Origin of the sequence: Pseudomonas sp. Je.1.5.c (assembly GCF_051129895.1) — a bacterium.
Classification (GTDB): domain Bacteria; phylum Pseudomonadota; class Gammaproteobacteria; order Pseudomonadales; family Pseudomonadaceae; genus Aquipseudomonas; species Aquipseudomonas urmiensis.
The window spans coordinates 20,478-39,722 of sequence record NZ_JBCPSP010000013.1; the positions used below are offsets into that span (position 1 = coordinate 20,478).

The window sequence follows — 19,245 nt, forward strand, 5'->3', positions numbered from 1 at the left end:
CATGAGAGTTTCACTTTTCGCCGCCGCTTGCCTGCTGTTTACCACCCCCATTGCCCACGCCGACGCCCCGCGCACCTTCCAGGAAGCCAAGAAGGTCGCGTGGCGGCTATATGCACCGCAATCCACCGAGTTCTATTGCGGCTGCAAGTACAACGGCAACAAAGTTGACCTGGCCTCCTGCGGTTACCAGCCGCGCAAGAATGCCCAGCGCGCCTCGCGCATTGAATGGGAGCACATCGTTCCGGCCTGGCAGATTGGCCATCAACGCCAGTGCTGGCAAGACGGCGGACGCAAGAATTGCTCGCGCAATGACACCGTGTACAAGCGTGCAGAAGCTGACCTGCACAACTTGGTACCCAGTATTGGCGAGGTGAATGGCGACCGCAGCAACTACAGTTTCGGCTGGCTACCGGAGCAGCATGGGCAATATGGCAGCTGCCTGACCCAAGTGGATTTCAAGGCCAAGAAAGTCATGCCGCGGCCTTCGATCCGCGGGATGATCGCGCGCACCTACTTCTATATGAGCAAGCAGTACAACTTGCGCCTGTCCAAACAGGACCGGCAACTGTTCGAAGCCTGGAACAAGACCTACCCGCCGCAAACCTGGGAGCTGCAACGTAATCAGCAGGTGGCCTGCGTGATGGGGCGCGGCAACGAGTTTGTCGGTCCGGTGAACCTCAAGGCCTGCAGCTGAAGTTCAAGCCAGCGCCTGCAAGTAGGCGCTGGCCTCCTGATAACGGATCAACCTGGCCAAGTCAGCAGGCCCTGGACACGCAATGCGGGTGAGATCGCTATTGTCGGCAAGGTCGGCCAACTTGACCTCTCTGGCCAATGGATCATCACCCAGGCGCACCACGAATGCCTCGTAGCTCTCCCCCCTGCGCCGACTCAGCGACAGCAGCGCCGCGAGAATCTTCAGTGGAAAACCTTCGCGTGCTAGATCGGCAACGGTCAGCTGGGTGTCCTCCAACACGTCGTGAAGCACGGCTACAATGCGCTGCTCAGGCGTGGACACCCGCATCATCACCCGCAACGGGTGAAGGATATACGCCGCGCCACCCTTGTCGTACTGCCCTTCATGCGCTCTGGCGGCCACAACGATGGCCCGCTCCAGTGTAGACATGAGGCCCCTCCCTGCTCTACGCCCTCAGGGGCAAGCATAGCTGGGACGGGCGTTGCAGGACAGCCCGCGCATGGCAAGCGTAGGCTCTATCGCGGATGTGGGCCTCATCCCGGGGCAAGCCCGCTCCCACAGGCTCACCACAAACGAAAGGTTGGCGCGATCGGCGTGGGAGCGGGCTTGCCCCGCGAAAGAGCCCGAAAAGCCAATGAAGCTCAGCGCTGGACGCCGTGCTGAATAACGATCGAATCAGTACCCTGCCGCGCCATGACATCGGCCTTGCGCGCCTCAGCCTCTTCTTTGGTCGGGAAAGGCCCCATCAATACCACCGGTTTGCCATCTCGGTATTCGACCGAAGAGGGGATGCCCTTCTCGATCAGGCGCGCAGTCATGTCGCTCAAGGCGCCCATGTTGGCCCCCTGGATCACTTCCACATCCCAACCTTCAGGCGCCGGCTGATCTGCCACTGCCTCGGCACGCCGCTGCAAGTCGGCACCGCCGCAAATCTCACGAATGCGCAGATTATTGCCGGTGTCATCGACGATAATTTCGTACTGCCCATCGCGCTTGATCGCCACGTAGCTGCGATAGGCCTCAAACTTGCCCGCGTCGTCTTTGCCGCGGAACTGACCACAGATGGAGCCTTGGGTGTCGAAGCGCACGTTGGCGAACTTGGCGGTCTTGGGATTGCTAAGGTGTTCGGCCACCTTTTTATGCACGCCGTCAACTTCGTTGTTACAGCCCGCCAGGGCCAGCACTGCCATTACCACTGCCAGTTTGCGCACGCGTGTATCTCCAGATTCGAAGGGCCGCAGTCTAGCATGACGCCCCTCTCCCGCCGATGGGCAGGCTGCCGCAGGGTATTTCCAGCTGGAATGCGAAACGCAAAAAGGGCGATCCTTTCGGATCGCCCTCTTCTGATTTGGTAGGCACAATTGGACTCGAACCAACGACCCCCACCATGTCAAGGTGGTGCTCTAACCAACTGAGCTATGTGCCTGTCGTGTGGGGCGCATATTACGAATGATACACCAAGCTGTAAAGCGTTTTTTTCAGAAAAATCAAAAACTTTGCCATTTGCAGCAACTAAGCCTAGGGCAGCGAGCCTGCCCGCGAAAGCGCCGCAGCCACGAGGCAAAAGCCACCCGCCGAAATGCAAAAAGGGCGATCCTTTCGGATCGCCCTTCTTCGATTTGGTAGGCACAATTGGACTCGAACCAACGACCCCCACCATGTCAAGGTGGTGCTCTAACCAACTGAGCTATGTGCCTGTCGTGGGGCGCATTCTACGCATTCCAGATTAGCTGTCAACACTTTTTTTCACGCTAACCCCCTGAATCTTAAACGTTATTGCTCACGACTAAAGAAGCGCCGCTCGTAAAGGATTTTCACCATACGACTAGCGGGTGTTTATTATTATTGATAGCATCGGTGCATTCGTTAAAAATATAAAACACGAGGTTTCTCGAGCATGGCCAATACCCCCTACCCCCAGTCCTACTACGCCGCCTCGGCTAACCCGGTGCCGCCACGTCCGGCGCTGCAGGGTGAGGTGGAGACTGATATCTGCGTAATCGGCGCCGGCTACACCGGTCTTTCCAGCGCATTGTTCCTGCTTGAAAACGGCTTCAAGGTGACCATCGTCGAGGCGGCCAAAGTTGGCTTCGGCGCATCGGGCCGCAACGGCGGTCAGATCGTCAACAGCTACAGCCGTGATATCGACGTCATCGAACGCACCGTCGGCCCAAAGCAAGCCGAACTGCTGGGCGCGATGGCCTTTGAAGGCGGACGCATCATCCGTGAGCGCGTGGCCAAGTACAACATCCAGTGTGACCTCAAAGATGGCGGCGTATTCGCTGCACTGACCAGCAAGCAGATGGGCCACCTGGAATCGCAAAAGCGCCTGTGGGAACGCTACGGCCACACCCAACTAGAGCTGATGGACCAAAAACGCATCCGCGAAGTGGTCGCTTGCGATAGCTATGTCGGCGGCATGCTGGACATGAGCGGCGGCCATATCCACCCGCTCAACCTGGCGCTGGGCGAAGCGGCAGCGGTCGAATCGCTGGGTGGCGTGATCTACGAGCAGACTCCAGCTGTGCGCATCGAGCGCGGCGCCAATCCAGTGGTTCATACACCGCAGGGTAAAGTCCGTGCCAAGTTCATCATCGTTGCGGGCAACGCTTACCTGGGCAACCTGGTCCCTGAGCTGGCCTCCAAGTCGATGCCGTGCGGCACCCAGGTCATCACCACCGAGCCACTGAGCGATGAGCTGGCGCGCACGCTGCTGCCACAAGACTACTGCGTCGAAGACTGCAACTACCTGCTCGACTACTACCGCCTGACGGGCGACAAGCGCTTGATCTTCGGTGGTGGCGTGGTCTACGGCGCGCGCGACCCGGCCAACATCGAGGCGATCATCCGGCCGAAGATGCTCAAGGCCTTCCCGCAGCTCAAAGATGTGAAGATCGACTTCGCCTGGACCGGTAACTTCCTGCTGACCTTGTCGCGCCTGCCGCAAGTCGGTCGCATCGGCGACAACATCTATTACTCGCAGGGCTGCTCGGGTCACGGCGTGACCTACACCCACTTGGCGGGCAAAGTGCTGGCTGAGGCCTTGCGTGGCCAGGCAGAGCGTTTCGATGCCTTCGCCGGCCTGCCGCACTACCCGTTCCCGGGTGGCCAGCTGCTGCGCGTACCGTTCAGCGCCATGGGTGCCTGGTACTACAGCCTGCGCGATCGCCTGGGCTTCTAATAGAGGTACGGGGGCTTTAACAGCCTCATCGCGGGAGAGCCCGCTTCTACACGGACGATAGGGTCTTGGTAGGAGTGGGCTTTTTTATGTCTTGAGTTACTGGCCGATACTGCTAATGGCCTGCTTGGCGGCAGTTTCCTGGCCTGCGCGGGCCAGTTCGTCCGCGGCCTTCAGCCAGCGCTGGCGATCTACTTGGGCTGGCAATTGCAGTGGTGATTGCACGAGCACCGCCCAACTCCCTGCACTCTCCCACGCCGCGGCAAAGTCGTCGAACGCCATCAGCTGGCGCCGATGCATGCCCGAGCGCAGCAGCACCCGTTGCTTGTAACTGTCATAACCGACCAACACGGCGTAACGCGGCTCGCTCCACCAGGCAGCGCCTTCCTGATAGCGCAGCAAGACTGGATTACCGGCGGCCACCTGTGCCAACAAGGCATCCAGGCGCGGGTCCAACGGGTAGACCAACATGCCGTAGTCACGCGCAGCAGCAGGAATGGTCGTCTGCAGCGAGTCAACGCCTTGTGGCAAGTTCAGGGGTTTATCGAGCAAGCCTGGGGTAATGCGCACGCCCTGCTGGGACAAAGCCATTGCCAGGGCCATGGCCCCACTGTGGTTGGCATTGCCACGAAAGAACGGCACGCTGCTGATTTCGACCCGCTGTGGCAGGCCCTTGGATGCAGGCGCAGGGCCGCCCGCGCAACCAGCCAGGCTGGCGATCAGCAGACACGCAGCGAGGATATGACGCGGCAGGCTGCCCGACGACTTGAGGGGTTGTTGCAACATGGACACTCGCTTGTCTGGATGCCAGGCAGGCAGCGCCCGGCCGTGGGCACAGATCATAGATCGCAGACGTGCATGGGTATAGTCCGACACCGGCTTGGAACAAATCGACCCAAGGGATAGACCTTTGGTCAATGGAACGTCACGGGGGGCGAGCTAGACTAAAGCAGTGTCTGGAGGGCGAGCCTGGGGCTTGCCTGAGAGAAGGAGGCACACATGAGCCTGACAATGGCAATTCTTATGCTGGTGGGTATGTGGATCAGTGTCGCTGCCGCCATGCTCTGGGGTGTACTGCGCATCGTGCGTCGTCACTCGCACCATCACCTGCCGCCGCAGGTCCAACCCAAGCAGCAGTCTGTGCGCCGCGCTCGACGGCATGCTGGGGCGCATTGAGCCTTCACCGCCCCTAACTGCAATTGCTCTTAAAAGACTTGGGGCCGCTTTGCGGCCCCAATACTAAGTGCAACTTGCAGCTAACTGTTGCTTAACCTTCAGCCGCCTCACGCTTCAACCGCGCCCGACGAGCGAAGATGTTGAGCATCTCGATCACGGTCGAGAAGGCCATCGCCGCATACACATAGCCCTTCGGTACATGCGCACCGAAACCTTCAGCGATCAGGGTCATACCGATCATGATCAGGAAGCCCAAGGCCAGCATGACTACCGTCGGGTTGTCGTTGATGAAGTTGGCCAGCGGATCGGCCGCAACCATCATCACGATCACGGCAGCGATCACGGCAATGATCATGATCGGCAAGTGCTCGGTCATGCCCACGGCGGTGATGATGCTATCGACCGAGAACACGATGTCCAACAGCAGGATCTGGAAGATCGCTGCAGCGAAGCCCAGGGTGACGGTGCTGGAAACCTTGGCCTCCTCCTTGGCACCATGCGGGTCGACGCTTTCGTGGATTTCTTTGGTCGCCTTCCACAGCAGGAACAGACCACCGGCAATCAGGATCATGTCCTTCCAGGAGAAGGCATTACCGAACAGTTCGATCACAGGATCGGTCAACTGGACGATCCAAGCCACGGTGCTGAGCAGCGCCAGGCGCATGATCAAGGCCATGCTGATACCGATACGGCGAGCCTTGGAACGATACTCCACCGGCAGCTTGTTGGTCAGGATCGAGATGAAGATCAGGTTGTCGATACCCAATACGACTTCCATCGCCACCAGAGTGGCCAGGGCAACCCAGGCGGTCGGGCTTGCGGCGAGTTCCAGCAAATATTCCATGAATCAATCCTGTTTGGGGTCTGTAAATCAGATGTCCTGGGTCTTGTCTTGCTCAGCGGCTGGCTTGGACGACTTCTCGCCCTCGCCGCCGATGGCGTCGTTCAAAGCCTGCTGGGCGGCTTTGTTAGTATCGTCGATCGCTTGCTTGGCCGATTCGGCGGCCTGATCGAGCATTTGCTGGGCAGATTTTTCCGCCTGGTCGCAGCCTGCCATGGTGAACAGCGCCAAGGCCAGCACCAACGGGGTGCCAATGGATTTCAGTTGTAGCATGGGTTCCTCACTTGTCATGTCCGGGCGGCACGCACGATGCCTGATGGGGAGGCATTCTAGTGAATTGGAAACATCCGGAAAATTCGTTTTTTTAGCGGTTATACTTCGGTTATTACGAATAATGGTAATCCCGAGATGCTTAACTACCGGCAGTTGCATTATTTCTGGGTGGTCGCCCGCACAGGCAGCATTGCCCGCGCCAGCGAGCAATTGAACCTCACCCCGCAGACCATCAGCGGGCAGATCAGCCTGTTCGAGCAGACCCACGGCCTGGAGCTGTTCCAGCGGGTCGGTCGGCAGCTTGAGCTGACCGAAACCGGGCGCCAGGCCTTGGTGTACGCCGAGCAGATGTTTCAGATTGGCGGCGAGCTAGAGGCCATGCTGCGCGCCGGGCCGCAGGAGCAGATCCTGTTCCGGGTCGGGGTGGCTGACGTGGTGCCCAAGTCGATCGTCTATCGACTGCTGGCGCCAACCATGGAGCTTGAAGGCGTGCTACGCATCAATTGCCGGGAAGACAAGCTTGAGCGACTGCTGGCGGACCTGGCCATCCAGCGCCTGGACCTGGTGATTTCCGACAGCCCGATGCCTAGCCACCTGGATATCAAAGGCTACAGCCAAAAGCTCGGCGAATGTGGCTTGAGCTTCTTCGCTACCCCTGCCCTGGCCGAACGCCACCACCAGCCCTTCCCCGGCTGCCTCAACGATGCTCCGTTGCTGATCCCAGGCCAGGAAACCGTAGTGCGCAGCCGGCTGCTGCGTTGGCTATCCGAGCAACATGTGCAACCGCGAATCATTGGCGAATTCGACGACAGTGCCTTGATGCAGGCCTTCGGCCAGTCTGGCAGCGGCATTTTCGTCGCCCCCAGCGTGATTGCCGAGGAGGTCTGCCGCCAGTATGGGGTGGTGCTGATCGGCCAGACCGAGGCAGTGAACGAGTCGTTCTATGCGATCTCGGTGGAGCGCAAGGTCAAGCATCCGGGGATCGTGGCCATTACCGAGGGCGCGCGGCGGGAGCTGTTCAATTGGTGATGGCCAGGGCGTTCGCTAGCGGTCCGGCGCAGCGATTTGCAGCGCAGAGGCCGAAACCGGCCGACCAAGGTCTATGGTAAAGTCGCGCCCGTCCAAGTCCCTGAGATTGTGCTGCACATGTCCCCCGTCCTTCGTCTGCTCAACCGTACCAGCCTGGTGACCCAGATCGTCATCGGCCTGGTCGCCGGCATTGCCCTGGCCCTGCTCGCCCCCGCCGTGGCGCGTGATATGGCGTTTCTGGGCAAGGTATTCGTCAGCGCCCTCAAAGCGGTGGCGCCAGTGTTGGTGTTCATCCTGGTCATGGCATCTATCGCCAACCATCGTCACGGTCAGGAAACCCACATCCGCCCCATTCTGTGGCTGTACCTGCTGGGCACTTTCGCCGCGGCCGTTGTCGCAGTAGTGGCCAGCATGCTGTTTCCCTCCTCCTTGGTGTTGAGCGCCAGCGAGGCCTCGCTGAGTGCCCCTGGGGGCATCACCGAGGTGATGCAAAACCTGCTGCTAAGCGCCGTAGACAACCCCATCAGCGCCTTGATGAACGCCAATTTCATCGGCGTACTGACCTGGGCCATCGGCCTGGGCATTGCCCTGCGCCATGCCGGAGAAACCACCCGCACCGTGGTCGATGACCTGTCCAACGGGGTAACCCTGATCGTGCGCGTCGTGATCCGCTTCGCGCCGCTGGGGATCTTCGGCCTGGTCGCCTCGACCCTGGCCCAGTCCGGCCTGCAAGCGCTGCTTGGCTACTTGCACCTGCTGGCGGTACTGATTGGCTGCATGCTGTTCGTGGCGCTGGTGATGAACCCGCTGATCGTGTTCTGGAAGATCCGCCGCAACCCCTACCCACTGGTACTGCTGTGTCTGCGCGAAAGCGGTATCACCGCATTCTTTACCCGCAGCTCAGCGGCCAACATCCCGGTCAACCTGGCACTGTCGCAGAAGCTCGGCCTGCACGAGGATACCTATTCGGTGTCGATCCCCCTGGGTGCGACCATCAACATGGCCGGCGCGGCAATCACCATCACCGTGCTGACCCTGGCGGCGGTGCACACCTTGGGTATCGCTGTCGACCTGCCGACCGCAGTGCTGCTCAGCGTTGTCGCAGCGGTGTGCGCATGCGGCGCCTCGGGTGTGGCAGGTGGGTCGCTGCTGCTGATTCCACTGGCCTGCAGCCTGTTCGGCATCCCCAGCGAGATCGCCATGCAGGTGGTGGCAGTTGGCTTCATCATCGGCGTGCTGCAAGACTCGGCGGAAACAGCCCTGAACTCTTCCACCGACGTCATCTTCACCGCCGCAGCCTGCGAAGCCCAGGCGCGTCGCGGCGCCTGAGGCTGCTTGTCTTTACCCTGCCAGGCCCCTAGTCTAGGGGCCTTTCCTCGCAACGAGACAGGGCCATGTCAGAACACCAAAACGCCAGCGAAGGCCGCTTCACCAGCACCGAAATCCGCATTCTTGGCTCGCTGATCGAAAAGCAGGCTACCAGCCCTGAAAGTTACCCCTTGACCCTCAACGCCCTGGTCCTGGCCTGCAACCAGAAAACCAGCCGTGAGCCGGTCATGAACCTCTCTCCAGGCCAGGTCGGCCAGGCGCTGCGCACACTCGAAGGGCAAGGTTTTGCCCGCCTGCAGATGGGTAGCCGTGCCGACCGCTGGGAGCAGCGGGTGGACAAGGCGCTGGAGCTGGTGCCGGCGCAGTTGGTGTTGATGGGCCTGATGTTCCTGCGCGGGCCACAGACCATCAATGAACTGCTGACACGCAGCAATCGTCTGCATGAATTCGAAGATGGCGAGCAGGTTCAGCATCAGCTGGAGCGCTTGATTTCCCGTGAGCTGGCGGTGCATTTGCCACGTCAGGCAGGGCAGCGTGAAGACCGCTACACCCATGCCCTGGGTGACCCGGCGGAAATCGAGGCCATTCTGGCTGCACGCCAACAAAGTGCTGGCGATAGAAGCCCGGCAGCGGGTGTCTCGCAAGAGCGCATTGAAGCACTTGAGGCACGCATCGCTGCGCTGGAAGAGCGCCTGGCGCTGCTCGAAGGCTGAATCAGGGCGTTGCGGGATCTGGGAAGTTGCGGCAGCTCTTGCGCTCGGCCAGTTCCTGATCGCTGGGGCGCTCGTCGACAAATTTGGTGCTACCGTCGGCGTAGATTTCCAGATAGCCCCAGTGCAGGTCCTGCTCGTTCTGCCCAGGCTGGGGTGGCTTTAGCCACCAGGGTTCGCGGCTGATCAAACGCATCAGAAGCCTCATTGGCAGGTGTCTGTCTTTACTATAGACACACCACCTGGAACGCTCTGTACGAACGATGAACATCGAGTGTCAGTCCGAGCTTATCGCCGGGCAAGACGGCGTGGGAGCGGGCCTGCCCCGCGATGAGGGCGGGACTGACTGGCGCAAAAAAACGCCGCCCAAGCAGGCGGCGTTTGTCATTGAGCTAGCGCAATCAAGCTGGCGCAGAGGTCCGGATCAGGTGATCGAACGCCGACAACGATGCCTTGGCCCCCTCACCCACCGCGATCACGATTTGTTTGTACGGCACCGTGGTCACGTCACCTGCGGCGAACACGCCCGGGATGTTGGTCTGGCCCTTGGCGTCGACGATGATCTCACCGCGCGGCGACAACTCGACCGTGCCCTTGAGCCAATCGGTGTTAGGCAGCAGGCCGATTTGCACAAAGATGCCTTCCAGCGCCAGGTCGTGCTGCTGGTCGGTGGTGCGGTCCTTGTAGCGCAGACCGTTGACCTTTTCGCCATCACCGAGCACTTCAGTCGTCAGTGCGCTGGTGATCACCTTGACGTTGGGCAGGCTGTACAGCTTGCGCTGCAAGACAGCGTCTGCGCGCAGTTGGCTGTCGAACTCGATCAGGGTTACCTGGGCCACGATACCCGCCAGGTCGATGGCCGCCTCCACACCAGAGTTACCGCCCCCGATCACTGCCACGCGCTTGCCTTTAAATAGCGGGCCGTCACAGTGCGGGCAGTAGGCCACGCCACGGGCGCGGTATTGCTGCTCACCGGGCACGTTCATCTCGCGCCAGCGGGCGCCCGTGGCCAGGATCACGGTCTTGGCCTTGAGCGACGCACCGCCAGCCAGACGCACTTCATGCAGGCCGCCATCGGTGGCCGGGATCAGCGCTTCGCCGCGTTGCAAGTTCATGATGTCGACGTCGTACTGCTTGACGTGCTCTTCCAACGCCGAAGCCAGTTTCGGCCCTTCGGTTTCCTGAACCGAAATGAAGTTCTCGATGGCCATGGTGTCGAGCACCTGACCGCCGAAGCGCTCAGCGGCAACACCGGTGCGGATACCTTTACGCGCGGCGTAGATCGCCGCTGCAGCACCGGCCGGGCCACCGCCGACCACCAGCACGTCGAAAGCGCCCTTGGCGTTGATCTTCTCGGCCTGGCGAGCACCGGAGTTGGTGTCGATCTTGCCGAGAATCTCTTCCAGGCCCATCCGGCCCTGGCCGAACACTTCGCCGTTGAGGTAGATGCTCGGCACGGCCATGACCTTGCGCGCCTCGACCTCTTCCTGAAACAGGGCACCGTCGATGGCCACATGGCGCACGTTAGGGTTGAGCACTGCCATCAGGTTCAGCGCCTGGACCACGTCCGGGCAGTTCTGACATGACAGCGAGAAGTAAGTCTCGAAGGTGAATTCACCCTCCAGCGCCTGGATCTGCTCGATCACTTCGGCACTGGCCTTGGACGGGTGGCCGCCGACTTGCAGCAGCGCCAGTACCAGCGAGGTGAACTCATGGCCCATAGGGATGCCGGCGAAACGCAGGCTAATGTCCGCACCAGGGCGATTGAGCGAGAACGACGGGCGACGGGCGTCGGTGCCATCCTTGCTCAAGGTAATCAGGTTCGACAGGCCGGCGATTTCCACCAGCAGGTCGTGCAATTCGCGGGACTTCGCGCCGTCGTCGAGGGAGGCAACGATCTCGATCGGCTGGGTGACCCGCTCCAGGTAGGTTTTCAGTTGCGATTTAAGCGTGGCGTCCAACATACGGGCGATTCCTTGTTCAAACGTGTAAATAAAAACGCCCAGGCGAGGTCGCCCGGGCGTTTTCTACGGGGCGGTGACAACTTAGAAGTGGCGGTTGCTCACCGCCCGCAGCTGGGGCATGGCGTTAGATCTTGCCAACCAGGTCCAGCGATGGTGCCAGGGTGGCTTCGCCTTCTTTCCACTTGGCCGGGCAGACTTCGCCTGGGTGGGCGGCAACGTACTGAGCAGCCTTGACCTTGCGCAGCAGCTCGCTGGCGTCGCGACCTACACCACCGTCGTTGATTTCGACGATCTTGATCTGGCCTTCTGGGTTGATCACGAAGGTACCGCGATCGGCCAGGCCGGCTTCTTCGATCAGCACGTCGAAGTTGCGCGAGATGACGTGGGTCGGGTCACCGATCAGCGGGTACTTGATCTTGCCGATGGTTTCCGAGGTGTCGTGCCAGGCTTTGTGGGTGAAGTGGGTGTCGGTGGACACGCCGTAGATTTCCACGCCCAGTTTCTGGAACTCAGCGTAGTTGTCGGCCAGGTCGCCCAGCTCGGTTGGGCAGACAAAGGTGAAATCGGCCGGGTAGAAGAACACGACGGACCACTTGCCTTGCAGATCGGCTTCGCTCACCTGAACGAATTCGCCGTTGTGGAAGGCAGTAGCGTTGAACGGTTTGACCTGGCTGTTGATGATAGGCATGAGATGCGCTCCTTCATGGGGTTTGAAATGGTTGACGCAGAGAATCCTAACCGCCCACCCCGATAAAGGCTCATTGGCAAACCTGATGCTGCTGATTGGTTTTGGCTATAAAGCTGGGTTGCAGATAGATTGTTTGATTCCTAAAGCCAATCTTTGGCCGCAGCACCCATTCACGTGCATACCAATAGGGCTTGTTCTGCGCCCGCTTCCTGATGAGGTGCTGTCCAGCACTGCTCCTCCACAGCCTCGCCCCAGACCACCCTCCACCTGCTCTGCTCGTCATCGGAGCGGACATACAGTTGGCCACCCTGACCCACCATACCCTGCTCTTTACCCTGCTCATCGAACACCAAGGGCCCCCGCAGCTGTTTCTCTAACGTGGGAGCAATGAGGTGATCGGCTCTTGCTATCAAGAGGCTCACGCGCTTCGTGTCTGCAGGCGTCTGCTCGTTGTCTTGACTTCCGGACTGGGAGCCGCTGCAGCCTTCGGTGTTGAGTTCGATGCAGAAATGCTGCGCCAGGGTAGTGCGGCTGATCTGACGCGCTTCGAGCAAGAGACGGTGGTGCCGGAAGGTGACTTCAGCCTCGACCTGGTGCTGAATCAGCAGTGGAAAGGCCGTCGCGCACCGCGCCATAATCATCGATGGTTGAGAAATGCAACTCACCGGCACTCACTCTTGGTACTTTCTCCAATACGAAGCGCTTGCTCGAAAAAGGCGAAATATACGAAGGATTCAAACTAATCACTTGCTGCCCCACGTGAACATCCAGCTTCGCCAAATTAATATGATAAGGTCCAGGATTAGTAGCCACTACACCCCAACCGCCACCCTCACGCGCCATCTTCCACGTCAGCGATTGATACGCATCGGCAGAGGATCCCGGCAAGCCATGCGGGCGATAAAAAAGCTTTATTCGTGAGCGCAATGAAAACTGCAAGGCATTGCCCTGCTCTTTGGGAGGCACCTCCAAGACATTGAGCCAGTACAAACTCTCACGATCCGGCGGCATGCCATCCCCGGTGTGAAAAATCCTGAGACTTTGCGACTTGCAAACCTCCAGTCGAAACAACGGAGGCATTAACCTAAACGGCACTCTTAGTTGTTCCAACGGCACTTCCGGACGTCCATCGTCGATCCAAGCTTGCACCAAGAAAGGAGAAACCCCTCGATTACTCAGCTTGACAGTGACTTCTGTCTGTTCGGCAGGAAAGATCACCCGCGTGGCGGCGATGACCACGCCGGCGTTGGCGTGAAATGATATCAAGCAGGCAACAGCTATCGCTCCTCGCCTACAGACGTTGAGTAAATTAGCCATGGTGATGTGCTCGGGATATACAAAAGGCAGCCCCGAGGGGCTGCGCAGATTACTTACAGGTAATTAAGAATATAGTTGACGCTGGAGCGGACATCACCGGGCGTCGCTTGTCCAGTCGCATAGTAGCGAACTTCGAAATCGAACCGACCCGCACCCTCCCTAACAGTCGTTACATTAGCCGAACTTTCGGGAGACCTTAGGTTTTGAACATTGTTCGCAGCCAACACTTCTAGCTCAACATTCTTCGAACCGCTCGGCGCGATGTTGAGACGACCGTTCTGATTGATCTTATCCCCCTCGAACGCCAAACCTACCGTGCTGATACCTGGCGGGCAAAACTCCAATTCAATATTGAAGCTTTTTGTTCCAGCAACATCCCCAGCATTTCTCAGATCTCCAATATCGACAGGATCCAGCTGAACCGTTTGATTGCTCGTACCTGCCGTAACGCGGCAGGTGGAGGACGTCAACTCCCCATTGAAATTGACCGTTCCGTCCGTAGCCTGCGCAGCCCCTACTCAGAGAAGTACGCTGCCAACCATTACTGCCTTGGAAAAAGTGCTCATAGCTGCCTTCATGAAACCTAACAGAAACGACCAGATAAACCGCCCGACACTACCTGCGTAGTGCCGAGCAATGATCGAGAGGTGGAAAGTTTCTGACAGTAAGGCGATAAGATCATAAAAGAAGGAAAATTCAGCCCCGCACGTCAGAGCTGTACCCGGCAATAACAGCCAGGACCGACACTCAGCGACTCGCAGTACGCATGGTCACGAACTCTTCGGCCGCCGTCGGGTGGACGCCGATGGTTTCGTCAAACTGTTGCTTGGTGGCGCCCGCCTTGAGCGCGATACCCAAGCCCTGGATGATCTCACCGGCATCAGGCCCAACCATGTGACAACCCAGTACCTTGTCGGTGTCAGCGTCGACCACCAGCTTCATCAAGGTCTTTTCCTGGATGTCGGTCAGCGTCAGCTTCATCGCGCGGAAGCGGCTCTCGAATATCTGCACGTTGTGCCCGGCTTCCAGCGCCTGCTCTTCGGTCAGTCCAACCGTGCCAATCGGCGGCTGGCTGAACACCGCAGTCGGGATGTTCTGATAGTCCACTGGGCGGTATTGCTCTGGCTTGAACAGCCTCCGTGCCACCGCCATGCCTTCAGCCAGCGCGACCGGCGTCAGCTGTACGCGACCGATGACATCACCAATGGCCAGGATCGACGGTTCGGTAGTCTGGTACTGCTCGTCGACGCGCACGAAGCCACGCGGGTCGAGCTCCACACCGGTATTTTCCAGCCCGAGGTTATCCAGCATCGGCCGTCGGCCGGTGGCGTAGAACACGCAGTCGGTGATCAGCTCGCGACCGTCCTTGAGGGTGGCCTTGAGACTGCCGTCGTCCTGCTGGTCGATGCGCTGGATATCGCTGTTGAACTGCAGATTCAGGCCGCGTTTATCCAGCTCTTCTTTGAGATGGGTACGCACCGAGCCATCGAAGCCGCGCAAGAACAGATCGCCGCGATAAAGCAACGTGGTATCGCTACCCAGGCCCTGGAAGATGCCGGCGAATTCGACAGCGATATAGCCGCCACCCACTACCAGGATCCGCCGTGGCAGCTCCTTGAGGTAGAACGCCTCGTTGGAGGTGATAGCCAGCTCCTTGCCAGGAATGTCCGGCACCTGCGGCCAGCCACCGGTGGCGATGAGGATGTGCTCGGCGCTGTAGCGCTGGCCTTCGACTTCCACTTCGTGGGCGCCGGTCAGGCGAGCATGGCCTTGCAGCAGGGTGACTCCACTGTTGATCAGCAGGTTGCGATAGATGCCGTTGAGGCGCTCGATCTCGCGGTTTTTGTTGGCGATCAGGGTACCCCAGTCGAAGTGCCCTTCTTCCAAGGTCCAGCCGAAGCCTGCAGCTTGCTCCAGCTCGTCGGCCACGTGAGCCCCGTAGACCAGCAGTTTTTTCGGCACGCAGCCAACGTTTACGCACGTGCCGCCCAGGTAGCGGCTCTCGGCCACAGCGACCTTGGCACCGAAGCCCGCTGCAAAGCGCGCGGCACGCACACCGCCGGAACCGGCGCCAATCACGAACAGATCAAAATCGTAGGCCATGTATTCAGTCTCCTTGGCTGGCGCTCAGCATACCGCCGTTGGCCGCCACAAACAAAAAAGCCACCCCGAGGGGTGGCTTGTCGACCAGGCGTGGCGAATCAGTACGCCTTGCCGGTCTTGTAGTAGTTCTCGAAGCAGAAGTTGGTTGCGTCGATGTAGCCTTCGGCGCCGCCGCAGTCGAAGCGCTTGCCTTTGAACTTGTAGGCAATCACGCAGCCGTTCTGCGCCTGCTGCATCAGCGCGTCGGTGATCTGGATCTCGCCACCTTTGCCCGGCGGGGTGTTCTTGATGATATCGAAGATATCCGGGGTCAGGATGTAACGACCGATGATCGCCAGGTTCGACGGAGCGTCTTCTGGAGCCGGCTTCTCGACCATGTTGGTCACACGGAAGATGTCGTCGCGGATCATGTCGCCGGCGATTACGCCGTACTTGTTGGTTTCCTGCGGATCGACTTCCTGGATGGCGATGATCGAGCAGCGGAACTGGTTGTACAGCTTGACCATCTGGGTCAGCACGCCATCGCCTTCCGGGTTGACGCACAGGTCGTCTGCCAGCACCACGGCGAAAGGTTCATCGCCGATCAGCGGCTGGCCAGTGAGGATCGCGTGACCCAGACCTTTCATTTCGGTCTGGCGGGTGTAGGAGAACGAGCACTCGTCAAGCAGGCGACGGATACCGACCAGGTATTTTTCCTTGTCGGTGCCCTTGATCTGGTTTTCCAGCTCGTAGCTGATGTCGAAATGGTCTTCCAGGGCACGCTTGCCGCGGCCGGTAACGATGGAAATCTCGTTCAGGCCAGCGTCCAGTGCCTCTTCAACGCCATACTGGATCAGTGGCTTGTTGACCACCGGCAGCATTTCCTTGGGCATGGCTTTGGTAGCGGGCAGGAAGCGAGTGCCGTAGCCGGCTGCCGGGAACAAGCATTTTTTGATCATATACGTCCTTAACAAGGGCTTTGCGTACGAAATTCGGCGCAGTCTAATCAGGCGGCACGCACCTTACAATGCCCCGCCCTCGGGCGACCGATGCCATGATAGAGATAACCCAGTGTAGATAGTTCCGACCAATCGTAAATATTGCGCTCAGTGAAAACCAATCACCCCCACGATTTTGAGGGGATTGCAGTTGTTCGAAGCGCCTTGGTTCGCCTGTTGAAGCAAAGAATTCAGCAACCGCGGTACAGGCACAGGGGCTGCCTTGCAGCCCCCCTCTATCGTCCGGACGATTACTCGCTGCCCTGGCCGATCAGCAATCCTTCGACCTTCTGTCCATAAAGGTTCACCCCGTCATTGGCGTGGAACTTCACCCGGGTCTTCTCGATGGAACCCTCGACCAGGCGCGGATCCTGCGGGCGCTCGTGACGATTGATCCAGGCGGCGACATCCCAAGCCTGCTGATCGCTCAGGCTGCCGGGCCGGCCCAGTGGCATGTTGTACTTGATGAACGACGCCGCCGTGTTGATCCGGTGCATACCTGCGCCCCAGTTATAGGAGTCCTTGCCCCACAGCGGCGGCATCACGTATTCCCCTGCCACTTGCTGACCTTCGCCCTGGTCGCCGTGACAAATCGCGCATTGCTCGCGATACACCTGCTGGCCACGCTTGAAGTCGTAGCCGCCCTTGGGCTTAGGAACCTCCGGGTAGCCGCGACCCGGTGTCTCGATACCGGTAGCCGCCTTGGTCGAGAGCCAGTAGGCGTAGACACTGAGTGCAGTCATCTGCGGGCTGTCGGCAGCCGGTGGCTTGCCGTTCATGCTGAACTGGAAGCAGCCTTGGATGCGCTCGGCGAAGGTGTTGACCTTGTCGTTCTTCTTGCGATACGCCGGATACATCGGATACGCACCCCACAACGGCGCAGAGAAGGCCATGCGTCCCTGGTCAAGGTGGCAGTTGCTACAGTTCATGCCATTACCCACGGCCTCGGGCATCAGTCTACGGGTATCGACAAACAGCGCATGACCTTCGCGGACCATTTTGCCAAACGCGTTGTCCGGCAGCTCACTTTCCGCTGGCGGGGTGAACTGCGTGGCAACCTGCATGCCTGGCACCTTGAGCTGGGACTGATCTTCCATGGCAATCGGCGCCGCCTGAAGGCTGCCCACGGCCAACAGCAACATTGCTGGGATCATCGGCTTCATGGCTTGGCCTCCTGGCCGTGAGGCTCGGCGAAGAACGCGGCAACTGCCGTAACCTCAGCATCGGTCATCGCCTTGGCCACGCCGACCATCAACTGGTTGGGGTCGTTGCTGCGGCTGCCATCGCGCCAGGCATTGAGTTGCGCCACCAAGTAACTGGCCGGCTGCCCGGCCAACGGCGGAAAGTGCTCACCTACGCCGCTTCCGCCCGGCCCGTGGCACTGCACACAACCTGGGATATGCCGACTCCAGTCGCCATACAGCGCCAGGCGCCTCACCGGATCGGTGGCGATCTGTTGCCGGCGCTGCTCGGGGGCAGGGTCACTGGGCATATTGGCCAGGTAGGCACTGACGGCCTTGGCTTCTTCTTCACTCAAGGCCTTGGCCAGCGGCTCCATGACCGCCTGCTTGCGACTGCCATTGCGAAAGTCGCCCAATTGCTTGTTGAGGTATCCGGCGGGGAGTCCAGCCAAGCGGGGGAAGCCTGCGGGGGCAATGCCTTTGCCATCGGCGCCATGACAGCCCAGGCAAGCCATGGCGGCAGGATTCTGCCCACCTTGCGTGAAGATTTTCTGGCCATCGGCGGCATGCGCCGCAGGCCAGGCCAGGATCAGCGCAGTGCTGATCGCGACGCGACTCAACGGTTTGATCACGGGACGCTCCATTTCCTTGTTATAAGCTTAGGCTTAATGGGTATAAGCACAAAAAGTCTAGGCTTATCCTCCGGCAGGGAACAACGCCTACCGGACAAGAAGATGGCAATCTGCCCGTTAATTGCTCCTGAGCTGAGCTAGATCAAGATCCTGAGATGCACTTGGTCGCAGCGGTACGAACATCACCCAAACGCAGGGGGAAGTTGTTCAAACGCTCACGCAGCTTGATGCTGCTGCCGCTGCCGCGTTTGTCGATGTCCAGCAGCGCGGCCGGGCCGGTACCTGCGGTCAGCTTTTGCGGCACGATCAGGCGCAGGCCATCACCGCGCTGCTCTTCTTGCAAGGAATCGCGGCTGTCAGCCAGCTCGGCCTTGACGCAGTCAGCGTAAGCACGCGGGGTCTTGCCTGAAATCACATCCATGGTTTCTCGCGATTGCTCCAGTTCCGAAACACTGACGCAGCCGCCCAAAGTCAAGGTCATCGCCGCCACCACCCACTTCATTCGTTGTACCTCTGCCCTTTAAAGATTGTGTATGACAACGCCCGGGCGGATTTGCTCCCTGCTTTGGCGGATTTATCCGTAGCCCGGTCAACAGGGGCGCGAGTGTACCCTTACATCGTGATATCTTTCGCGTTTGCAAAGATAAACCTTGCGGAGCATCACATGAAATTCGTACACCAGCGCGAGCATCTCAACGAGGACGATATCGTCGTTATCGAGTGTTCCCAGCGCTGCAACATCCGCCTGATGAACGACGCCAACTTCCGCAGCTTCAAGAATGGCGGTCGTCACACCTACCACGGCGGCGCCTTCGATCGCTTCCCGGCCAAGATCACCGTGCCGAGCACCGGTTTCTGGAACATCACCATCGATACCGTCACCCCGCGCCCGATCTCGGTCACGCGTAAGCCGACCTTCACCCACAAGATCAAGATCATCCGTCGCTCGTCGTCGCAACTGAGATAAGCCCCATGACTCAGACCATCAAATACGTGATCAAGTACAAACTCGATGGCGAGCGCCGTTGGGACTTCGCCCTGATGCCCGACAGCTCCACCGAGCAGGCCCTGCAAGCGTTGCGCAAGATCCATGGCGATGACGCTGAAAAGATCAGCGACATCCAGGTCAGCAAGGCCCTGTAACCCCCTCAGA

The 19,245-nt window shown here is 59.6% G+C and carries 23 protein-coding genes, 2 tRNA genes and 2 pseudogenes; 9 read left to right on the plus strand and 18 right to left on the minus strand.

What is annotated here, in order from left to right:
* Nucleotide 1 precedes the first annotated feature (1 nt).
* Nucleotides 2-694: an endonuclease gene (locus AAZU54_RS12205; RefSeq protein WP_186556134.1), complete on the plus strand. Its 693-nt coding sequence runs from the start codon at nucleotides 2-4 to the stop codon at nucleotides 692-694.
* Between the two features lie 3 nt (nucleotides 695-697).
* On the opposite strand, the gene AAZU54_RS12210 is transcribed toward AAZU54_RS12205, so the two are convergent.
* The 4 genes from AAZU54_RS12210 to AAZU54_RS12225 all read right to left on the minus strand — a co-directional run bounded on the left by AAZU54_RS12210 (nucleotide 698) and on the right by AAZU54_RS12225 (nucleotide 2,391).
* Nucleotides 698-1,123 carry a GTP pyrophosphokinase gene (locus AAZU54_RS12210; protein WP_186556135.1) on the minus strand — a complete coding sequence of 142 codons (426 nt, stop codon included), beginning with the start codon at nucleotides 1,121-1,123 and terminating at the stop codon, nucleotides 698-700.
* A 212-nt stretch (nucleotides 1,124-1,335) separates the two neighbouring features.
* Nucleotides 1,336-1,905, minus strand: a complete 570-nt coding sequence (locus tag AAZU54_RS12215) for an SPOR domain-containing protein (protein WP_312154634.1) — start codon at nucleotides 1,903-1,905, stop codon at nucleotides 1,336-1,338.
* Nucleotides 1,906-2,043: 138 nt separating this feature from the next.
* A tRNA-Val gene (locus tag AAZU54_RS12220) sits at nucleotides 2,044-2,120 on the minus strand.
* 194 nt (nucleotides 2,121-2,314) lie between these two features.
* Nucleotides 2,315-2,391: transfer RNA gene (locus AAZU54_RS12225), tRNA-Val, on the minus strand.
* A gap of 200 nt (nucleotides 2,392-2,591) precedes the next feature.
* On the opposite strand from AAZU54_RS12225, the gene AAZU54_RS12230 reads away from it, so the two are divergent.
* A complete protein-coding gene (locus AAZU54_RS12230; protein WP_186556707.1) occupies nucleotides 2,592-3,875 on the plus strand; it encodes an NAD(P)/FAD-dependent oxidoreductase in 1,284 nt (427 codons plus the stop codon).
* A 96-nt stretch (nucleotides 3,876-3,971) separates the two neighbouring features.
* On the opposite strand, the gene AAZU54_RS12235 is transcribed toward AAZU54_RS12230, so the two are convergent.
* Nucleotides 3,972-4,715: a PA2778 family cysteine peptidase gene (locus AAZU54_RS12235; protein ID WP_186556708.1), complete on the minus strand. Its 744-nt coding sequence runs from the start codon at nucleotides 4,713-4,715 to the stop codon at nucleotides 3,972-3,974.
* A 156-nt stretch (nucleotides 4,716-4,871) separates the two neighbouring features.
* On the opposite strand from AAZU54_RS12235, the gene AAZU54_RS12240 reads away from it, so the two are divergent.
* Nucleotides 4,872-5,048, plus strand: a complete 177-nt coding sequence (locus AAZU54_RS12240) for a hypothetical protein (RefSeq protein ID WP_186556709.1) — start codon at nucleotides 4,872-4,874, stop codon at nucleotides 5,046-5,048.
* Nucleotides 5,049-5,139: 91 nt separating this feature from the next.
* Here the strand turns inward: AAZU54_RS12240 and AAZU54_RS12245 are convergent, their stop codons facing one another.
* Both AAZU54_RS12245 and AAZU54_RS12250 read right to left on the minus strand, forming a co-directional pair.
* Nucleotides 5,140-5,892: a TerC family protein gene (locus AAZU54_RS12245; protein WP_186556710.1), complete on the minus strand. Its 753-nt coding sequence runs from the start codon at nucleotides 5,890-5,892 to the stop codon at nucleotides 5,140-5,142.
* A gap of 27 nt (nucleotides 5,893-5,919) precedes the next feature.
* The gene (locus AAZU54_RS12250; protein ID WP_186556711.1) at nucleotides 5,920-6,162 is read right to left on the minus strand and encodes a hypothetical protein; all 243 of its coding nucleotides are present in this window, start codon (nucleotides 6,160-6,162) and stop codon (nucleotides 5,920-5,922) included.
* Nucleotides 6,163-6,297: 135 nt separating this feature from the next.
* On the opposite strand from AAZU54_RS12250, the gene nhaR reads away from it, so the two are divergent.
* The 3 genes from nhaR to AAZU54_RS12265 all read left to right on the plus strand — a co-directional run bounded on the left by nhaR (nucleotide 6,298) and on the right by AAZU54_RS12265 (nucleotide 9,233).
* A complete protein-coding gene (gene nhaR, locus AAZU54_RS12255; protein ID WP_434727211.1) occupies nucleotides 6,298-7,191 on the plus strand; it encodes a transcriptional activator NhaR in 894 nt (297 codons plus the stop codon).
* A 117-nt stretch (nucleotides 7,192-7,308) separates the two neighbouring features.
* Nucleotides 7,309-8,520, plus strand: coding sequence for a serine/threonine transporter SstT (gene sstT / locus AAZU54_RS12260; RefSeq protein ID WP_405129830.1), 1,212 nt, complete (start codon nucleotides 7,309-7,311; stop codon nucleotides 8,518-8,520).
* A 65-nt stretch (nucleotides 8,521-8,585) separates the two neighbouring features.
* The gene (locus tag AAZU54_RS12265) at nucleotides 8,586-9,233 is read left to right on the plus strand and encodes a YceH family protein (protein WP_186556714.1); all 648 of its coding nucleotides are present in this window, start codon (nucleotides 8,586-8,588) and stop codon (nucleotides 9,231-9,233) included.
* Nucleotide 9,234: 1 nt separating this feature from the next.
* On the opposite strand, the gene AAZU54_RS12270 is transcribed toward AAZU54_RS12265, so the two are convergent.
* From AAZU54_RS12270 to AAZU54_RS12285, 4 genes are all read right to left on the minus strand, one after another.
* Nucleotides 9,235-9,426, minus strand: coding sequence for a hypothetical protein (locus tag AAZU54_RS12270; RefSeq protein WP_186556715.1), 192 nt, complete (start codon nucleotides 9,424-9,426; stop codon nucleotides 9,235-9,237).
* 205 nt (nucleotides 9,427-9,631) lie between these two features.
* Nucleotides 9,632-11,194 carry an alkyl hydroperoxide reductase subunit F gene (gene ahpF / locus AAZU54_RS12275; protein ID WP_312152173.1) on the minus strand — a complete coding sequence of 521 codons (1,563 nt, stop codon included), beginning with the start codon at nucleotides 11,192-11,194 and terminating at the stop codon, nucleotides 9,632-9,634.
* Nucleotides 11,195-11,318: 124 nt separating this feature from the next.
* Entirely contained in the window at nucleotides 11,319-11,882 is a 564-nt protein-coding gene (ahpC, locus tag AAZU54_RS12280) for an alkyl hydroperoxide reductase subunit C (protein ID WP_186556717.1), read from the minus strand.
* 170 nt (nucleotides 11,883-12,052) lie between these two features.
* Nucleotides 12,053-12,304, minus strand: coding sequence for a FimD/PapC C-terminal domain-containing protein (locus tag AAZU54_RS12285; RefSeq protein ID WP_434727212.1), 252 nt, complete (start codon nucleotides 12,302-12,304; stop codon nucleotides 12,053-12,055).
* 87 nt (nucleotides 12,305-12,391) lie between these two features.
* Here AAZU54_RS12285 and AAZU54_RS12290 point away from each other — a divergent pair.
* Nucleotides 12,392-12,445: pseudogene (locus AAZU54_RS12290) on the plus strand (hypothetical protein); the annotation flags it as partial.
* A gap of 16 nt (nucleotides 12,446-12,461) precedes the next feature.
* Here the strand turns inward: AAZU54_RS12290 and AAZU54_RS12295 are convergent.
* From AAZU54_RS12295 to AAZU54_RS12325, 7 genes and pseudogenes are all read right to left on the minus strand, one after another.
* Nucleotides 12,462-13,199 carry a fimbrial biogenesis chaperone gene (locus AAZU54_RS12295; RefSeq protein ID WP_405129829.1) on the minus strand — a complete coding sequence of 246 codons (738 nt, stop codon included), beginning with the start codon at nucleotides 13,197-13,199 and terminating at the stop codon, nucleotides 12,462-12,464.
* A gap of 53 nt (nucleotides 13,200-13,252) precedes the next feature.
* Nucleotides 13,253-13,672, minus strand: a pseudogene (locus AAZU54_RS12300) (fimbrial protein); the annotation flags it as partial.
* A 274-nt stretch (nucleotides 13,673-13,946) separates the two neighbouring features.
* On the minus strand, nucleotides 13,947-15,302 hold the full coding sequence (gene gorA / locus AAZU54_RS12305) for a glutathione-disulfide reductase (RefSeq protein WP_186556721.1): 1,356 nt from the start codon (nucleotides 15,300-15,302) through the stop codon (nucleotides 13,947-13,949).
* Nucleotides 15,303-15,400: 98 nt separating this feature from the next.
* A complete protein-coding gene (gene galU / locus AAZU54_RS12310) occupies nucleotides 15,401-16,240 on the minus strand; it encodes a UTP--glucose-1-phosphate uridylyltransferase GalU (protein ID WP_016391540.1) in 840 nt (279 codons plus the stop codon).
* A 290-nt stretch (nucleotides 16,241-16,530) separates the two neighbouring features.
* Nucleotides 16,531-17,442, minus strand: coding sequence for a c-type cytochrome (locus tag AAZU54_RS12315; RefSeq protein ID WP_405129827.1), 912 nt, complete (start codon nucleotides 17,440-17,442; stop codon nucleotides 16,531-16,533).
* Entirely contained in the window at nucleotides 17,439-18,089 is a 651-nt protein-coding gene (locus tag AAZU54_RS12320; protein WP_312156277.1) for a c-type cytochrome, read from the minus strand. Before AAZU54_RS12320 ends, AAZU54_RS12315 begins: the two co-directional genes overlap by 4 nt.
* 145 nt (nucleotides 18,090-18,234) lie before the next feature.
* Nucleotides 18,235-18,594 carry a hypothetical protein gene (locus AAZU54_RS12325; protein WP_186556723.1) on the minus strand — a complete coding sequence of 120 codons (360 nt, stop codon included), beginning with the start codon at nucleotides 18,592-18,594 and terminating at the stop codon, nucleotides 18,235-18,237.
* 162 nt (nucleotides 18,595-18,756) lie between these two features.
* On the opposite strand from AAZU54_RS12325, the gene AAZU54_RS12330 reads away from it, so the two are divergent.
* Nucleotides 18,757-19,059, plus strand: coding sequence for a DUF1883 domain-containing protein (locus AAZU54_RS12330; protein ID WP_186556724.1), 303 nt, complete (start codon nucleotides 18,757-18,759; stop codon nucleotides 19,057-19,059).
* A 5-nt stretch (nucleotides 19,060-19,064) separates the two neighbouring features.
* Entirely contained in the window at nucleotides 19,065-19,235 is a 171-nt protein-coding gene (locus AAZU54_RS12335) for a hypothetical protein (protein WP_186556725.1), read from the plus strand.
* Nucleotides 19,236-19,245: the final 10 nt, after the last annotated feature.

Bases quoted from the DNA above. Each gene is read 5' to 3' on its own strand.
- AAZU54_RS12205 (WP_186556134.1), top strand. From the start codon at position 2: ATGAGAGTTTCACTTTTCGCCGCCGCTTGCCTGCTGTTTACCACCCCC.
- AAZU54_RS12210 (WP_186556135.1), bottom strand. From the start codon at position 1,123: ATGTCTACACTGGAGCGGGCCATCGTTGTGGCCGCCAGAGCGCATGAA.
- AAZU54_RS12230 (WP_186556707.1), top strand. From the start codon at position 2,592: ATGGCCAATACCCCCTACCCCCAGTCCTACTACGCCGCCTCGGCTAAC.
- AAZU54_RS12235 (WP_186556708.1), bottom strand. From the start codon at position 4,715: ATGATCTGTGCCCACGGCCGGGCGCTGCCTGCCTGGCATCCAGACAAG.
- AAZU54_RS12240 (WP_186556709.1), top strand. From the start codon at position 4,872: ATGAGCCTGACAATGGCAATTCTTATGCTGGTGGGTATGTGGATCAGT.
- AAZU54_RS12245 (WP_186556710.1), bottom strand. From the start codon at position 5,892: ATGGAATATTTGCTGGAACTCGCCGCAAGCCCGACCGCCTGGGTTGCC.
- AAZU54_RS12250 (WP_186556711.1), bottom strand. From the start codon at position 6,162: ATGCTACAACTGAAATCCATTGGCACCCCGTTGGTGCTGGCCTTGGCG.
- nhaR (WP_434727211.1), top strand. From the start codon at position 6,298: ATGCTTAACTACCGGCAGTTGCATTATTTCTGGGTGGTCGCCCGCACA.
- sstT (WP_405129830.1), top strand. From the start codon at position 7,309: ATGTCCCCCGTCCTTCGTCTGCTCAACCGTACCAGCCTGGTGACCCAG.
- AAZU54_RS12265 (WP_186556714.1), top strand. From the start codon at position 8,586: ATGTCAGAACACCAAAACGCCAGCGAAGGCCGCTTCACCAGCACCGAA.
- AAZU54_RS12270 (WP_186556715.1), bottom strand. From the start codon at position 9,426: ATGCGTTTGATCAGCCGCGAACCCTGGTGGCTAAAGCCACCCCAGCCT.
- ahpF (WP_312152173.1), bottom strand. From the start codon at position 11,194: ATGTTGGACGCCACGCTTAAATCGCAACTGAAAACCTACCTGGAGCGG.
- ahpC (WP_186556717.1), bottom strand. From the start codon at position 11,882: ATGCCTATCATCAACAGCCAGGTCAAACCGTTCAACGCTACTGCCTTC.
- AAZU54_RS12295 (WP_405129829.1), bottom strand. From the start codon at position 13,199: ATGGCTAATTTACTCAACGTCTGTAGGCGAGGAGCGATAGCTGTTGCC.
- gorA (WP_186556721.1), bottom strand. From the start codon at position 15,302: ATGGCCTACGATTTTGATCTGTTCGTGATTGGCGCCGGTTCCGGCGGT.
- galU (WP_016391540.1), bottom strand. From the start codon at position 16,240: ATGATCAAAAAATGCTTGTTCCCGGCAGCCGGCTACGGCACTCGCTTC.
- AAZU54_RS12315 (WP_405129827.1), bottom strand. From the start codon at position 17,442: ATGAAGCCGATGATCCCAGCAATGTTGCTGTTGGCCGTGGGCAGCCTT.
- AAZU54_RS12325 (WP_186556723.1), bottom strand. From the start codon at position 18,594: ATGAAGTGGGTGGTGGCGGCGATGACCTTGACTTTGGGCGGCTGCGTC.
- AAZU54_RS12330 (WP_186556724.1), top strand. From the start codon at position 18,757: ATGAAATTCGTACACCAGCGCGAGCATCTCAACGAGGACGATATCGTC.
- AAZU54_RS12335 (WP_186556725.1), top strand. From the start codon at position 19,065: ATGACTCAGACCATCAAATACGTGATCAAGTACAAACTCGATGGCGAG.